The 15606-nt window shown below is 35.7% G+C and carries 13 protein-coding genes; 8 read left to right on the top strand and 5 right to left on the bottom strand.

Going from position 1 to position 15606, the window contains the following annotated elements:
* Positions 1-38: 38 nt before the first annotated feature.
* The gene (locus ACTXGU_RS00570) at positions 39-1208 is read right to left on the bottom strand and encodes an MFS transporter (RefSeq protein WP_443479543.1); all 1170 of its coding nucleotides are present in this window, start codon (positions 1206-1208) and stop codon (positions 39-41) included.
* A 154-nt stretch (positions 1209-1362) separates the two neighbouring features.
* Between ACTXGU_RS00570 and ACTXGU_RS00565 the strand changes: the two genes are divergently transcribed.
* Positions 1363-2271: a LysR family transcriptional regulator gene (locus ACTXGU_RS00565; protein WP_443479542.1), complete on the top strand. Its 909-nt coding sequence runs from the start codon at positions 1363-1365 to the stop codon at positions 2269-2271.
* A 331-nt stretch (positions 2272-2602) separates the two neighbouring features.
* On the opposite strand, the gene ACTXGU_RS00560 is transcribed toward ACTXGU_RS00565, so the two are convergent.
* Together ACTXGU_RS00560 and ACTXGU_RS00555 are read right to left on the bottom strand one after the other, a co-directional pair.
* On the bottom strand, positions 2603-3148 hold the full coding sequence (locus tag ACTXGU_RS00560) for an NAD(P)H-dependent oxidoreductase (protein ID WP_443479541.1): 546 nt from the start codon (positions 3146-3148) through the stop codon (positions 2603-2605).
* A 202-nt stretch (positions 3149-3350) separates the two neighbouring features.
* Complete coding sequence (locus ACTXGU_RS00555) at positions 3351-4100, bottom strand: SDR family oxidoreductase (RefSeq protein WP_443479797.1); 750 nt, start codon at positions 4098-4100, stop codon at positions 3351-3353.
* 465 nt (positions 4101-4565) lie between these two features.
* Here ACTXGU_RS00555 and ACTXGU_RS00550 point away from each other — a divergent pair, with 465 nt between their 5' ends.
* Positions 4566-4826, top strand: a complete 261-nt coding sequence (locus ACTXGU_RS00550) for an HPr family phosphocarrier protein (RefSeq protein WP_443479540.1) — start codon at positions 4566-4568, stop codon at positions 4824-4826.
* Positions 4827-5238: 412 nt separating this feature from the next.
* Here ACTXGU_RS00550 and ACTXGU_RS00545 read toward each other — a convergent pair whose 3' ends face one another.
* Positions 5239-5613: a MerR family transcriptional regulator gene (locus ACTXGU_RS00545; protein WP_443479539.1), complete on the bottom strand. Its 375-nt coding sequence runs from the start codon at positions 5611-5613 to the stop codon at positions 5239-5241.
* A 728-nt stretch (positions 5614-6341) separates the two neighbouring features.
* Here ACTXGU_RS00545 and ACTXGU_RS00540 point away from each other — a divergent pair.
* The 4 genes from ACTXGU_RS00540 to ACTXGU_RS00525 all read left to right on the top strand — a co-directional run bounded on the left by ACTXGU_RS00540 (position 6342) and on the right by ACTXGU_RS00525 (position 12136).
* The gene (locus ACTXGU_RS00540) at positions 6342-7403 is read left to right on the top strand and encodes an NAD(P)-dependent alcohol dehydrogenase (RefSeq protein WP_443479538.1); all 1062 of its coding nucleotides are present in this window, start codon (positions 6342-6344) and stop codon (positions 7401-7403) included.
* Positions 7404-7691: 288 nt separating this feature from the next.
* Positions 7692-8861, top strand: a complete 1170-nt coding sequence (locus ACTXGU_RS00535; protein WP_443479796.1) for an MFS transporter — start codon at positions 7692-7694, stop codon at positions 8859-8861.
* Between the two features lie 165 nt (positions 8862-9026).
* Positions 9027-10160, top strand: coding sequence for a CAP domain-containing protein (locus ACTXGU_RS00530; protein ID WP_443479537.1), 1134 nt, complete (start codon positions 9027-9029; stop codon positions 10158-10160).
* Positions 10161-11015: 855 nt separating this feature from the next.
* Positions 11016-12136, top strand: a protein-coding gene (locus ACTXGU_RS00525; RefSeq protein ID WP_443479536.1) for an IS3 family transposase whose coding sequence is annotated in 2 segments (ribosomal slippage) — positions 11016-11262 and positions 11262-12136 — 1122 coding nt in all. Because the reading frame shifts where the segments join, the coding sequence is not laid out codon by codon here.
* 115 nt (positions 12137-12251) lie between these two features.
* On the opposite strand, the gene ACTXGU_RS00520 is transcribed toward ACTXGU_RS00525, so the two are convergent.
* Entirely contained in the window at positions 12252-12656 is a 405-nt protein-coding gene (locus ACTXGU_RS00520; protein ID WP_443479535.1) for a MerR family transcriptional regulator, read from the bottom strand.
* Positions 12657-13209: 553 nt separating this feature from the next.
* Between ACTXGU_RS00520 and ACTXGU_RS00515 the strand changes: the two genes are divergently transcribed.
* Together ACTXGU_RS00515 and ACTXGU_RS00510 are read left to right on the top strand one after the other, a co-directional pair.
* Entirely contained in the window at positions 13210-14310 is a 1101-nt protein-coding gene (locus ACTXGU_RS00515; protein WP_443479534.1) for an alpha/beta hydrolase, read from the top strand.
* 578 nt (positions 14311-14888) lie between these two features.
* Positions 14889-15593, top strand: a complete 705-nt coding sequence (locus ACTXGU_RS00510; protein ID WP_443479533.1) for an aspartate/glutamate racemase family protein — start codon at positions 14889-14891, stop codon at positions 15591-15593.
* The last annotated feature ends 13 nt before the right edge of the window (positions 15594-15606 follow it).

Here is a 15606-nt window from a genome sequence, read left to right as displayed (position 1 = left end):
CTGATTAGAAAACTGTTATAGATTGTTGAATGAATACCTTATCTAGAAAGTTGTTTTATAGGACTATACATGTAGTTCCTTAACATAATAAATACCAAACTTAATACCAGCGATAATAATCCCACTAATACGACGTATTGTGTACCTAATTCTGAAATAAATAATCCACCTACAGCTGTTCCAATTGTTGTTCCTAAGTTAACGGATGATAAAAATAATCCATTAGCGAAATCAGGAGCTTCTGGAGCTGCAGATGTCATCCAATATTGATTAATATTAACTGCTATACCAGCCAATATCCCCCAAACTAAAGTAATGATAGCCATAGGAAAAGTAAATTGTCCTAATAAGAATAATAGGATGTAAACGGCTCCCAAAGCAAAAGGAAAAGATACAACAGATTTAATGGCATCTTTAGTAAGTAACTTCCCTGCCACAATGTTTCCAATAATATTTGCTCCCCCGAATATGAATAACATTAAACTAATTGCTTTCCCAGAGGTATTCGTAACGGTTTTAAGATACTCAGCAAGATAACTATACACCCCAAATACTGCTGAATTTAGTAAAATGACAGCAACAATGGAAAGCCAAGTAATTGGTTTTTTTAATACGCTTACCTGTGCTCCGTAAGAAAGTCTTTCTTTAACAGGCATAGAAGGGAAAAATACTAATGTAGCAATAAATACTATTGCGTTCACGATAGCAAAAAACGCCATGGATATTTGAAACGAAACTATACTTGCCAGAAAACTGGCGATTGGTACACCAAGTACCATACCCGCAGATACTCCAATAAAAACTTTTGAAACAGCTTTTGGAGCTTCTTCCTTGCGAACTGAGTTAGCAGCTATTGTAAAAGCTGCTGAAAAATAAATAGGATGAAAAATGGCCGGAATCACACGCGCAATTATTGCAATGGTATAGTTAGATGTATATATAGAAAAAATGTTTCCAATAACAAAAATACCAAGTACAAATAACATCGCCTTCTTGCGATTTATCCCCGAAAATAATAACGGCATAGTTGGACCAGATATTGAAACAGTAAGTGCGAATAGACTTACCAGCCACCCGGCCTTAGTTACACTGATATGAAATTGATCAGCAATGTAGGGTAATATCCCTATAACCCCCATTTCAGTATTTATGATCCCGAAAGCCCCTATGGTTAATATAAATATGAGTAAATTATTTTGTTTTTGCAAAAAAGTTCCTCCAAATCTCTACCTTTAAACTCGTTTATTATTTATTCTAGCGTGTTTTTTGTATATATCCTATTACTTATATCTTATATTAAGATATGCTTGATGAGCATATCTTAAACATATATACTAAAACATTATATAGGAGGAGTGTTATATGGAATTTAGGGTATTGCGATATTTTCTTACTGTTGCAAGAGAAGGAAGCATAACGGCTGCAGCTAATTTTTTGCATGTTACACAGCCAACCTTGTCAAGACAATTAAAAGACCTTGAACAAGAGTTAGGAAAAAAACTATTTATTCGCAGTAGTCATAGTATCATTCTTACAGAAGAAGGAATGTTCTTGCGAAAGAGAGCAGAAGATATAGTTGGTATGGTCGATAAATTAGAGGTAGAATTTAGTTCAATGGAAGAAACAATAGGTGGTGATGTCTATATAGGTGGTGGGGAAACAGACTCTATGAGACAGATTGCACGGGTAGTAAAAGATTTACAGTTAAGTTATCCAAATATCCGGTATCACCTCTACAGCGGAAACGAAGACGATGTGACTGAAAGACTTGACAAGGGATTACTTGACTTTGGTATTTTAATTCAACCAGCTGATATATCAAAATACAATTATATCAATGTCCCAACCAAAGATGTTTGGGGCGTTGTTATGAGAAAGGACAGTCCTCTTGCTTTCAAAGATACCATTCAAGCAGTGGATTTATTAAATGTTCCGCTAATCTGTTCACGACAGGCTATTAAACAGACATTTTCTAAAAATGAATTTGCGGATTGGTTTGGTGAAGATTTTGATAAATTAAATGTCGTGACTACATACAATCTTGCATATAATGCTGCCATTATGGTGGAAGAGGGCATTGGTTATGCAGTAGTCCTTGATAAAATAGTGAATACGTCTAGTGATAGTAAGCTTTGTTTTAGACCGCTGGAGCCAAGACTTGAATCTGGCTTAAATATTGTTTGGAAAAAGCACCAGGTTTTTTCCGCTGCTGCGGATATGTTTTTGAAAGAAATTCAGGTGAAATTTTCAAAATGTTTATCAGATATATAGGATTCATCTCTAGAATAAGCACTATTTTAGATTTTCTAATTTGAGAGTCATTAAGCATTCTTTCAAAGAGTGCTTTTTTATTTTCCAATAACCTGAGTCCTTATCGATACAGAACTCAGGTTGTATCATTTGCTTTTTTAATTAAGGACTACTAAACAGGAGTGCACTTGATCTAGCATTAACGATTAAAATTGTAATTCATCCTTATTAGAGAAAAATAGTTATTCGTAGAGGATGACTATTCAAATTCGAAATTGATGAGTTCAAACTATTAGGCTTCTTTGTGAGAGGTTTATTGTTTGAACAAAATTTTTGCCGTTACAGCGCCATCTTAGCGGACGGGAAGCGGCTTAAGTTCTGGGTTCAATGCATGAGCCATGTAATCCTTCGCACTTTGCTCAAGCTGCTCGTCGGACAGTTGATTCACTCGGTACAATATATAAGGTGTTAAAAAGCTTGTGCCAATCATGTTACTGGTTGCCTGTAGAGGTCGCAGTAGCTCTGGGACGGTGTATTTAAAATTGCCGTCTAGTGAATAGCTTTCTTTAGCGGCGCCTATAGAAACGGCAATCAGCAGCTCTTTCCCGTACAGCTTGTTCCCATTGCTTCCAAAAGCCCAGCCGTATGAAAAGACGACATCCTCCCATTTTTTTAAGAGTGAAGGCGTACTGTACCAGTAGAAAGGAAATTGTATAACGATACGATCGTGCTTCTCCAATAACCTTTGCTCGGCTGCGACATCGATCTTCTCATCGGAGTAAGTCTCATAAACTCGGTGAACGGTCACGCTATTTTGCTTCTCCATTTCTTCTGTCAAGAGTCGATTAACACGAGAAGCAGTTAAGTTAGGGTGAAAAACAAGAACAAGAGTTTTCATTTTATTATCTCTCCTTAAAGAATAATTTGTTTTTCAATTTGATTTATTTAAAACTAACATGAAACCTATATACTGGATAAGGTATTGATACCCCGTTCAAGCGCTTTTTTAATAATTGATTTAATTGTAGATAAGCTGATTTTCCTAAACGAAAAAATCGGCTTTTAGTTGTAGTGAATGACTTTATTAATGACTACATCCATTAGATAACTTGCTTCGTTGGGCGAATCAAGATTTCGCTTACCGCTACAGTTTTAGGTGTGCTAATCGCATAAGCTACTGCATCGGCGATATCACTTGATTTCAAAGAAAGACCTTCTTCATTCTTACTCATAAGATCCTTTACCCACTCTCGATTTTCAGGATCATTAATTGTTGTATAAAGTTCTGTGCTTACAGCCCCAGGTGAAATGATAGTTGACCGAATATTATTTTCTCTTTCTTCCTGGCGCAATCCCTCCATAATCGCTCTAACTGCAAACTTAGTCCCACAGTATACAGCAGACCCTGGATAAACAACATGTCCAGCTACGGAATCAGTTGAAATAATGTGACCAGATTGTTGTTGCTTCATAATAGGTAAAACCGCCGCAATTCCATTTAAAACACCCATAATGTTAATATCTAACATTTGACGCCATTCATCAAAGCGAGTTTCTGAAAGTGGAGCAGTTGGCATAACTCCAGCGTTGTTGTAGAGTACATCCACACGACCATATTTTTCAACAGCTAAGTCTACAACTGCTTGAACTTCTTCTTTATTCGATACGTCGGCAACCGCGTATGAAATTTCAGCGTTTGGTAAAGATTTAACAAGGGCTTTCAAGCGATCTTCCCTGCGAGCAGCAATCACTAATTTTGCTCCTTCTTGCGCAAGTTTCTTGGCAGTTGCTTCACCAATCCCACTTGATGCACCCATAATAATAACAACTTTTCCTTCAATATTTGTCATCATAAGTTCCTCCTAATGATTATTACAAACACACTCTACTCCTTAAAGTCGACTTCAAGTCAAGTGTTATACAAAATTTTTCACCTTAAATGCTTTGGAGTGTCATTCATTCTACTGAGAAACCACATGTATAGTCCTAAAAGAGAGCTTTTATCATAAAGAATTAATAAAAAAAGCTGTTTAATAGTCTATAAAACAGCTTTTTTTATTAATTACACCTTGCTTTAAAGCTAACTTTAACACTTAAACTATTGTTACAATTTTTACATATATTTTTTAAATTAAGAATTTTAAGAAATTAAATGAGGTCGTTTACGAAAGAGTATAACAACAAATAACAGGTGCTAGTAGTAGCGCTAATAAAAATAATACGATTTCTCTTGTAAAGAAGGAAATGATCCATAAGAAGTATTTATACAGGTTAGAGAAATAAAAAATAAGTGAACAGAAATAAGGTGAAAAATTATGTTAAAACAAAAACTTATAATTCGACTTCCGCAAGGCCTTCATGCTATACACACAGCTTTATTTGTGCGTGAAGTTTTTTCTTTTAAAAGCGAGGTATTTCTTGCTAAAAATGGAATTTCTGCAAATGGAAAAAGCATAATGAAGGTGATGGATTTAGCAGTTAAAGAAGGTGATGAAATTACCTTACTGGTAGATGGAGTCGATGAGCAAATTGCAATGGAGACCTTAAAAAAATTTCTTTTAAACATGCATACATAAGAATTAACACCCCTAGAAATAATATAAAAAGCAGAAAGACCTACAAAGTAAATTAAAAAAACTCTAATTCTTCATTTTCACAAAATAAATTTTAGCATCTTAAAATTTCCAAATATACCTATAACAAAGAAAAGGGGCTTTCCAATAAGTCGATTTCTCGGCTATTGGATGTCCCTTTTCATGTTCAAGAATGCTGATATATCAACGATCTTTGTTTTCAATTTTTAATAGATTTGCCGTTTTAGGACAGCCATTAATAATATCACAGCAAAAAATTAAGGGTTTATAAAATCACCTATGAAACATCAGAGTTGCGTAGATTCATTTTCCAAAAGATAATATCGTTACTCTATAAATGATTTTAGGTAGTGAATATTTTGTTTTTAATACACTTTAAAATGACATATTCATATTATCTTTTCTCGTATTTCTTTTCTAATTCATCGAAATACTGCATTCTCTCTTTGATTTTTACAACAGCTTTATCTAAGTCTTTTTGTTTCTCCATCATTTTCTGTTTATATTTTCCAAGTATCTGTTTACGTTTCAATTCTGTACATCCCCCTTCTTTTGTTAATTCGACAATCTCACGTAATTCTGAAAGACTGATATCCGTTTTCCTTAAACAAATAATAAGTTCTATCCATGATAAATCTTTTTCGTCAAACATACGATTTCCATTATTATCTCTTTTTATGAAAGGTAGAAGCCCCTCTTGTTCATAATAGCGCAGTGTATGTGCAGGTAACCCTACCTTTTCAGCAGCTTCCTTTATATAAAATAGCATTGTATCTTCCCCCTTATTTTTTATTCTCCTTTCATTACAACTTCATGTACTAATAGCAATAATTGTTTTTTAATTTTTAACTTAATGATCTTTCCCCCTTGATAAAGAATGCCCATATTAGAAACCAAATGAATTACCTCTCCTCATAAGAAAAGCGTGAGCGCCTTGCTCAGCCCCGAAGAAAAATGTTCACATGACCTCAAAAAGTGCTTTTTACTTTTAGAGGCATGGGGTTATTTTTCACAGGGGCTAGGCGCTGGAGCTAGACACTCATCTAAGTTCAAAAATTTTATACTTATCTTTTGAAATATAAAGCAGAGATGAAGACTTGATCAGTGACTTAAATCTTTATCCATCTGGACAAATTTAATCATTTCACCTGCAAAAGCATCGGTTGCCCTCTCACCTGTATCCCTTCCTTTCCTTACTATTAGCTATATATTTTGTTCTTTCATGATTATAAACTTTAAAGTTTGCATTAAAGCAACCCGTAGTATTAAATAAATTTTTTATCTTCTCTAAATCAAATTGATGATTATTTAGCTTTTATCAGACAGTAAAAATATGTTAAGAAAAAAGATCAAATTTTTTTAAAAATTCTCTTGCTTTAAAGTCTACTTTAAGGATTAAACTGTTTTTATCACTGCTTAAATACATTAAAAATAATGGGTTGATGTGATTTCTTCAGTGAACTTATTATTTTTATTAAGAAAGGATTGTGTTTACTTATGTGTAATAATCATAAAAACATGACTACGACAGGTGTTCTAAGTGCTCCACTTGCAAAAGCGAAATTTGAACATACTACTATCGAGCGTAGAGAATTACGACCAGATGACGTTTTAATCGATATTAAATTTAGTGGTATCTGCCATTCTGATATTCATAGTGCTTTTGATGAATGGGGTGGCGGAATCTTCCCGATGGTTCCTGGACACGAAATCGCTGGAGTCGTAGCAGCCGTAGGATCAGACGTTACAAAATTTACTGTTGGTGATCGAGTTGGCGTTGGTTGTATGGTTGACTCCTGTGGAGAGTGCGAATACTGCCTAAGTGGTGAAGAGCAATTTTGTACAAAAGGCTTTGTCGGAACCTATAATTCATTAGGTTATGATGGTAATCCAACATATGGTGGATATAGTCAAAAAATCGTTATAAAAGAAGGATTCGTTGTCAGCATTCCAGATAACCTGAAGATGGATGTTGCAAGCCCTCTATTGTGTGCGGGTATTACCACATTCTCTCCTTTGAAACACTGGAATGCTGGACCAGGTAAAAAGGTTGCCATTGTGGGAATGGGAGGCCTTGGACACGTAGCCATTCAATTTGCGCATGCTATGGGTGCTGAAGTAACGGTCTTAAGTCGTTCTATAAATAAAAAAGAGGAAGCACTAAGTTTTGGTGCAGATCATTACTATGCAACTAGTGACCCTGCTACGTTTACTGAATTAGCTGGTCGCTTTGATCTTATCTTAAACACTGTGTCTGCAAACCTCAATGTTGATGAGTATTTATCTTTGCTTCGCATCGATGGAACACTTGTAAATGTTGGTGCACCAGCTGATCCAGATCAATATAAAGTGTTTTCTCTAATCATGGGTCGTCGTAGCCTTGCTGGTTCACTTATAGGTGGCATTCGCGAAACACAAGAAATGCTTGATTTCGCGGCCGGGCATGGCATTGCTCCTATGATTGAAGTAATCCGCGCTGATCAAGTAGATGAAGCGTATGAACGCATTCTCCGTAGTGATGTGCGATATCGATTCGTTATTGACATTTCTACCTTATAACTCGGAAAGATGTCTTCTGTCATCTTGACCCGGACCTGATGATAGGTGGGGCAGCCTTTTGAATTGGCTACCCCGCCTTTTGTTTTCCGAAATAGTGTCTTTGAGATCTTTTGGTTATGTAAATTAACATCCATGCACATTACAAGGATATATAGGCGACCATTATAGCTGAAAGTATAGTGCATACGCTTGCTTTACGATAGAACTTTCAAAGGAAAATTAGAATAAGGAAGCAACTTCCTTATTTAAAGGATGAATTGATCATAAAAATAAGGGAGAAGAATGATAATAATGAAAAAAAATAATTTACTTATATTTATATTAGCCATAGGAGCTTTTGGCATTATCAATACTGAAATAGGAGTTATGGGGATATTACCTTTCATTGCTGATAACTTTCATATCAGTGTAGCTACGGCCGGGTGGCTGGTGAGTCTCTTTGCGCTTACTGTTGCAATATGTGGTCCTACTATACCGTTACTGTTTTCAGGAATAAATCGCAAGAATGCAATGTTATTTGTACTTGGTATGTTCGTTGTAAGTAACATTGTCTCCCTATTTGCACCAAACTTTACGGTTGCAGTCATTGCCCGTGTAGTTCCAGCCATTTTTCATCCCATTTATTTTTCAGCAGCATTTACAATAGCTGCGAACTCAGTTCGCAAAGAAGATGCGCCAAAAGCTGTTGCTAAGGTACTTATGGGCGTATCTGCAGGTATGGTACTTGGTGTTCCAATCACAAGTTTTATTGCTAGCACCGTGTCGTTTCAAATGGCGATGTTATTCTTTGCTATTGTAAATGCTATAGCATTTATTGCTGCATTAGTATTTTTCCCTTCTATGCCTGTTAAGGAACGACTTTCTTACGGTGCACAATTAAGCGTATTAAAGAAGCCTATACTTTGGCTTTCTATTGTGGCTGTTATTTTAATAAATGCAGGAATATTTGGAGTGTATAGTTATCTTGCCGAGTATCTTACAAACATTACCAATATCTCTGGGAAAACAATTAGTTTAATGTTAGTCATATACGGTGGGGCCAATATTATTGGAAATATTATAGCAGGAAAGTTACTTTCTAATAGTGCCATCAAATCTGTAGTGTCGTATCCTTTTGTATTTGCAGTAGTTTACATCCTATTATTCTTAATGGGACAATTCACTGTACCTGTAGCTATCATTACTTTAGCTTGGGGAATATTAGCTGGTATAGGAAATAATATTAGTCAATATTGGATGACATCTGCAGCCCCAGAAGCTCCTGATTTTACTAATGGATTATTTATAACATCCTGTAACTTAGGAATAACACTTGGTACATCTGTAGGTGGATTATTCATATCAGGAATAGGTACAAAATATGTTGTGTTAGTGGGATTGATATCATTGATATTGAGCCTAGTATTTATTTTGCTAAGAAATTACATGTATAGTCCTACAACACAACTTTCTAAATAAAGAACGTAATAAATCAGTGTATGCCTATTTAAAAAATGACATACACTGTTTTACCATTGAAAGATTATCAGATATAACTCTGTCTTTGTACGTTCCGTTTTTACGGGGCGAAAACTTTTCAAAAATAATAGTAATACAATAATACTAGAATTGGAGAGTGTCAGTGTGAAACGGTTTTTTCTCTTATTAATGATTGTATTTATCGGTTATGTTTCAAAGGAGGTATGGGAAGAGCCACTTCACCAATTGGTTTCTTCAACTTCAGCGGAATCTATTCATTCTTTAGTCGATTCGTTAAAAGAAAATTTAGATATCAATTCTGAGACTGATACTTCCAATCAGCAGCCGAATTCTATCTCTACGTCAATTGATCATTCACATTTAGAATCAAAAGATACAGAAGTTGAAGCACCCAAATTAACAGCTCCTAAAGATCAAATATTTTCGATTCGTAATATTGAATTAGGTGTATCACGAGCTGATGTTGAGCGAGAATCTGGAAAGCCGAACAGAATTTCGAAAAATGAATATGGTGTCAGTTGGGCAACGTATCATAAGAACTATCACAATTTTATCATGGTTGCTTATGATGAAAAAAATATCGTTCGTGGCATTTATACCAATCAAGATTTGATTGCGTCTTCAACGGGAGTAAAATTGGGAAGCTCTAAGCCATTGGTTCATAAGCACCTCGGTACTCCTGAATCAATCATGAGAAAAGGCTTGATTAACTATAGGATTAGTAGTGATGGCGAGTACGATGTATTCCACCTCGACAACAGCTATGTCACGATTTTTTATGATAAACACGAAAACAATACGGTTACAGCTATTCAAGAGATCGATGAAAAATTAGAACAAAACAAAAATGCTATTTATACAAAGTCAAGCCAGCAACTAAAAGAAGGCTTAGAATATCAGCTATTTGATTTAACAAACGCTTCGAGAACAAATCACAAGCTGCCCATTTTAACGTGGGATGATCATGTGAGAGAAACAGCTCGAGAGCATAGCTTAGATATGGCGGAAAATCACTATTTCGACCATACAAATTTACAAGGTCAATCTCCGTTTGATCGTATGAAGGAAGACAATATTCATTTTATCACAGCTGGTGAAAACCTGGCATACGGTCAGTTCAGCAGCATCTTTGCCCACGAAGGGCTGATGAATTCCTTAGGTCATAGAGAAAACATCCTTCAAGAAAGTTATAAATATTTAGGAATCGGAGTTGCATTTAATAACGATTCACAGCCTTATTATACTGAAAATTTTTATAGTGATTCCCTTTCTCAATGAATACTCCCGCCACTTAATTTTCTAACGAAAATTTGAAGTGGGGGTTTCTAACGCATCGAACATGTCTGAACGCTTAACGTTAGTGGAGTTGACACATTGGTGTACTAAAAACACCCAACCCCTCTATCCCATTGGTCTTATTTTGATGCCTTTGGGACTTCTTTTCAGCTTATTGGTTTTCACACGATTGTGTGCCTCGGCTGACGTTTGGCTTGAACATTTTACGTGGCAAAACAACGATTCCTGCCACAACCTGCTATGTTCAGTTTTCAAGGAACAATTACAGGAATATTGTACCATGTCGGACACTTAATCTACCAACAATCTGCCTTACGGTATCTATTGTTGGCAGACCGTGTCCGAAGGCGATTCACCTCCCACCTACTCATTGGACTACGTCCTGCACATTCCTTAAGGTGGGAGTCCTCTCGCCTAAAATGATAGAAATTCTATAGACATTAAAAAGAAAAAGCCGATTTCCTAGCAATTCTGGAAACGACTTTTTTTCAACACTATCATAGATTTTTGTAAAAAAATCTATATTGAAAGCTCCAATACCCATAATGCTCTCGTCAAAATATGAATAGGCTACACTTAACTAGACAATAAAATTAAGGTCAAAGTAGACTAACAGACAAATTTGGGTATACTGCATATTAATCATAAGTGATCCGTTCTAGAAACTTTACGTGGAGTGGCGGGTATGCTAGCCTTTTCGGGCGCGCCAGGTATATAAATTAGCTGGCTTCCTGGTTGGGAAAGCATACCCGCCGAGGCTCCATGTCAAGTTTCGGTATTTCCCCACTGTCTTTGGTTGTCTACAAACATCTTATTAGTTAAGGAGAGACTTTACGAATGAAAAGAGAAAGAAGAGCCTTCACCCCTGAATTTAAAGCCCAAATGGTTAAATTATATGAAAACGGCAAGCCTAGAAAAGATATTATTAGTGAATATAATTTAACTCCTTCTGCATTGGATAAATGGATCAAACAAAGTCAAACATCTGGTTCTTTTAAGGAGAAAGATAATCGAACACTAGAAGAAAATGAACTGATCAAACTTCGTAAAGAGAACCAACGTCTACTAATGGAAAACGATATTTTAAAGCAAGCTGCGCTGATAATAGGACGAAAGTAAATGTGATTAAAAATAACTGTCACAAATACTCGATATCAGCAATGTGCGACGTCCTAAAACTCTCAAGAAGTACCTATTATTATGAAGCAAAAGAACAATCTAATACGGATGAGGAACTTACAGCTACCATTATAGAAATTTTTCATAATAGCCGTCAAAACTATGGTACACGTAAAATTAAACATGAGTTAAAAAAGCTTGGTATGGTTGTATCTAGACGGCGTATTGGTAGAATCATGAAAGAGAATGGATTAGTATCTAAATATACAGTAGCTCAGTTTAAGCCTCATGTTGATAAATGTAATGAATCAGAGGTTAAAAATGAGTTGAATAGAGAATTTAAACAAGAAAATGAACTAACTGTGGTAGTAAGTGATTTAACATATGTAAGAGTTGAAAATCGATGGAATTACATATGTTTATTTATTAATCTTTATAATCGAGAAATTATCGGCCACAGTGCAGGTCCACATAAGGATGCAGACCTTGTATATCAAGCCCTATCGACTATTAATGCTGATTTAAGACAAATTCAATTGTTTCATACAGATCGAGGAAACGAATTTAAAAACAAGACAATTGATGAAGCCCTAGATACATTCAAAATTAAACGGTCATTGAGCATGAAAGGATGCCCATATGATAATGCAGTCGCTGAAGCCACATTTAAAAGTATCAAGACGGAATTCATAAAAGGAATGTATTTTGATAGTTTGGAACAGTTGAAATTAGAATTAGATGATTACGTTCATTGGTTTAATCACATCAGAATTCATGGAACGCTCGGGTATTTAAGCCCAATTGAATACAAAAAAGAACACCTTAAAAAAATTGTCTAGTTTAGTGTTGACATACCAATAAAGCATTTTTACTATTTTATACATATTAATATACTCATAATACGCTAAAGTACACAATAAAATTTAGCGATAATTGTCAATTAACCTAAAAGCCTTAGTGAGATAAGTTCTTATTGGAGCTTTTTTTTTCTTCCTCATTCTTCTTTTCTAATTTATCGTAATACTCTATCTTCGAATCAATTTTTCTAAAAGCTATATCCAAGTCTCTTTGTTTCTCCATCATTTTCTCTTTATGTTTTTCAAATATCTGTTTGCGTAGGGCGATTGTACATTCACCTTCTTGTGTTAACTCGACAACCTTACGTAATTCCGATAGAGCGATATCTGTTTTACGTAAACATAAAATAAACTCTAACCACGTTACATCTTCCTCATCAAAAATACGATTTCCATTCTCATCTCTTTTTACAAAGGGGAGAAGCCCCTCTTGTTCATAATATCGAATTGTATGTGTAGGTAAACCTACCTTTGCAGCAACCTCTTTTATTGAAAATTTCATTCCATAATATCCTCCATCGTTATTTTTATTATGTTGTTCTTCACTCGTCCAAACTGAACATTTTACAGTCACTATAGAGCTCTCTTCTAGTTTCTAACACACTGCCTCTACTCATGCAATTATAGTAGAACAGATAGTATAGGTGTTTGCTTAACGTCTTAAACCAACTATATCTAGCTAATTGCTCCGGCTATGCCTGTTAACAAATTACAAATTAATTCATTTCAATCCCAAAAGCATCGATTATTAATATGAAAATTGAAGTTGATTATTTCCTCCTCATATTTCTTCCTTTCTTTACCGTGATGTAAATATATATGTTTCGCTTCCAACATTATTATAAGCTTTAAAGTAAACTTTAACGCAACCCATAATCCTGGAAGGAATAAAAAAAATTCCAAAATTCCCTTGCCTTAATGTCGACTTTAACGATTAAGCTATTATTAACCTGTCTAGAGAGGAGGATTAAGGTACCAGCAAAATATATTTTGTATAATCTTCAATTGTCAACAAAATAGTAATAGCATCAGAATAAACATTGGAGGTATTTAAAATGAAAAAAAAATCTATTATCAGGCGTGTACTTACAGTGATAGCATTCGTCTTGCTTTTATCCACGATCACCGTTACATCCGGGGTAGACAGCCTAGCAAAGACTGCTAATAAAGGCTCATCCCCAACCGCGACAGTAGCATGGGACAAGACCTTTCCTAAAAACAAAAAGGTAACTGTCCAAAAAGTCTCATATACTAACAGACTTGGCATTAAAATAGTTGCAGATATGTATACTCCTAAAAACATGAATAGAGCAAAGAAATCTCCCGCAATCATTGTCGGACCCCCGTTCACTGGCGTGAAGGAACAGACGGCCGGCTTGTATGCCCAGGAGATGGCAGCACGTGGCTTTGTAGCCCTGGCCTTTGACCCTTCCTACACTGGAGAAAGCGGCGGGAAACCGCGTAATATTGCTTCTCCAGAAGCGTTAGTTGAAGATTTCAGCGCCGCAGTGGACTTTTTAGGCACACGCACATTTGTGGATCGTAACAATATTGGCGTCATCGGCGTTTGTGGCAGTGGCGGATTTACGGTCAGCGCTGCGCAGAATGACCCTCGACTGAAGGCCATCGCGACAGTTAGTATGTACGACATGGGCCGTGCCTACCGTGAGGGATTGGGGTTAGCGCCAGTACCGAGCGAAGTAATGACCGAGAAAGAACGGAAAAAAGCGCTTGAAGAAGCCGCTAAACAGCGCTGGACTGAATTTGAGGGCGGACAGATAAAATACGGCGGAGGAACTGCAGTGAAACTTAAACCCTCACAAGAAGCAGCAGTCCGAGAGTTCTCTGAATACTACGGTACGCCTAGGGGATATCACCCCCGCTCAAAACCGATGAGCCTTACCAGCACCGGGGCGCTCATGAACTTTTTCCCGTTCGAGCAGATTAAGACGATTTCTCCGCGTCCAATTCTGTTCATCGCAGGTGAGAATGCCCACTCCAGATACTACAGTGAAGACGCCTACAAGCTGGCGGGCAAACAGAAGGAACTCTATATAGTTAAAGGCGCAGGACATGTGGATCTGTACGACAAAATGGAGTACATCCCGTTCAACAAGCTCGAATCCTTCTTCAAAAAAAATCTGAAGAAAAAATAAGGTTTATGATGAGTAGTGTATAGAAGCTACGTGCCAATGGTAATTTGAGTAAAACCACTGTGTGAATCCCACCTATATTGTCGGGATTCACACTTTAATTATGAAAAAAGTTAATTAGAATGGTTGATAAATTAACATCCCATTCTAAGGTATTATGAATAATCACAGCACCACCTTCCCTCGGTTGTTGGCACAGGTACGAACTCTTTTCCTTTTATAACAAAAGTAATTACCTTGAAGCTTTTACCTTTCCTAATATACAGATACGTTTATAAAGAAGCCTGTTATGAAAAAGAACAAGCTTCTTTTTTATTCATAAAAATGTAGAAACATTAGATTTTGTTCATCTCACACATGAAATTTTAATTTTTTTCTGTTTCTGTCCTAATTTAGCTTATCTACATAAATTGTTAGCCTGCTTCTTTATATTGTATCAATATATTGTTTCTATTACTGAATAGATTGTTTCTATAATACGTCTTATCAAAGAAAAATTATAATAGGTGTAAATAAATTACTTTTCCGATAGTTCATTTTGAAAAGTTAATTTGAAATACTTGAAAAAGTGGTGAAGTAAAATGCAAAAGGTAGTAGGAATTATTGGTGGAATGGGTCCCTTAGCGACTGTAGATTTAATGAATAAAATTATTTCTCGTACACCTGCAAGAAAGGATCAAGATCATATCCATATTATGGCCGACAATTATGCTCAAATTCCAGATCGAACAAAGGCTATTATGGGGAAAGGAATAGATCCAGCTCCATATATGATACAATCAGCACAGCGACTACAAAATGCCGGTGCAGATTTTTTAGTTATTGCCTGCAATACTGCACATTATTTTTTTGAACCAGTAAAAAAATTTGTTGTTATCCCTATCATGCATATGCCTTTAGAAACAACTAATTATTTACATAAAAAGCGTTTAAAAAAAGTAGGTTTATTAGCAACAGATGGGACAACTAATACAGAAATATATCAAAATAGTTGTCAAGAGTATGAAATTGAAGTTATTAACCCTGATACTGAAATGCAGAAAAAAGTAATGGAAGCAATATATGCTATTAAGGGAGGCAATTTAGAAGTCGGACAGACATGTCTTTTAACAGCAGCTAATAATTTGATAAACCAAGGGGCAGAGGCTATTATAGCAGGTTGTACTGAAATTCCTCTTGTTCTTAAACCATCCCAAGACATTTGTGTAATTGATCCAACCGAAATTTTGGCCAAAGCAGTGATAAAAAAAGTTAATGGCAAAGAACAAGAAATGCGAATGGTATAATTATTGTCTCTTT

It is taken from the genome of Niallia sp. 01092 (assembly GCF_052318935.1).
In the GTDB taxonomy this organism is placed as follows: Bacteria; Bacillota; Bacilli; order Bacillales; family Cytobacillaceae; genus Niallia.
The sequence above is the reverse complement of the archived record's forward strand: the minus strand, read 5'-3'. Positions and strand labels throughout refer to the sequence as shown.

Coding starts and splice junctions, on each gene's coding strand:
- ACTXGU_RS00545 (WP_443479539.1), bottom strand. CDS start 5,613: ATGCTATTTTATATAAAGGAAGCTGCTGAAAAGGTAGGGTTACCTGCA.
- ACTXGU_RS00560 (WP_443479541.1), bottom strand. CDS start 3,148: ATGAAAACTCTTGTTCTTGTTTTTCACCCTAACTTAACTGCTTCTCGT.
- ACTXGU_RS00540 (WP_443479538.1), top strand. CDS start 6,342: ATGTGTAATAATCATAAAAACATGACTACGACAGGTGTTCTAAGTGCT.
- ACTXGU_RS00510 (WP_443479533.1), top strand. CDS start 14,889: ATGCAAAAGGTAGTAGGAATTATTGGTGGAATGGGTCCCTTAGCGACT.
- ACTXGU_RS00565 (WP_443479542.1), top strand. CDS start 1,363: ATGGAATTTAGGGTATTGCGATATTTTCTTACTGTTGCAAGAGAAGGA.
- ACTXGU_RS00555 (WP_443479797.1), bottom strand. CDS start 4,100: ATGACAAATATTGAAGGAAAAGTTGTTATTATTATGGGTGCATCAAGT.
- ACTXGU_RS00550 (WP_443479540.1), top strand. CDS start 4,566: ATGTTAAAACAAAAACTTATAATTCGACTTCCGCAAGGCCTTCATGCT.
- ACTXGU_RS00515 (WP_443479534.1), top strand. CDS start 13,210: ATGAAAAAAAAATCTATTATCAGGCGTGTACTTACAGTGATAGCATTC.
- ACTXGU_RS00520 (WP_443479535.1), bottom strand. CDS start 12,656: ATGAAATTTTCAATAAAAGAGGTTGCTGCAAAGGTAGGTTTACCTACA.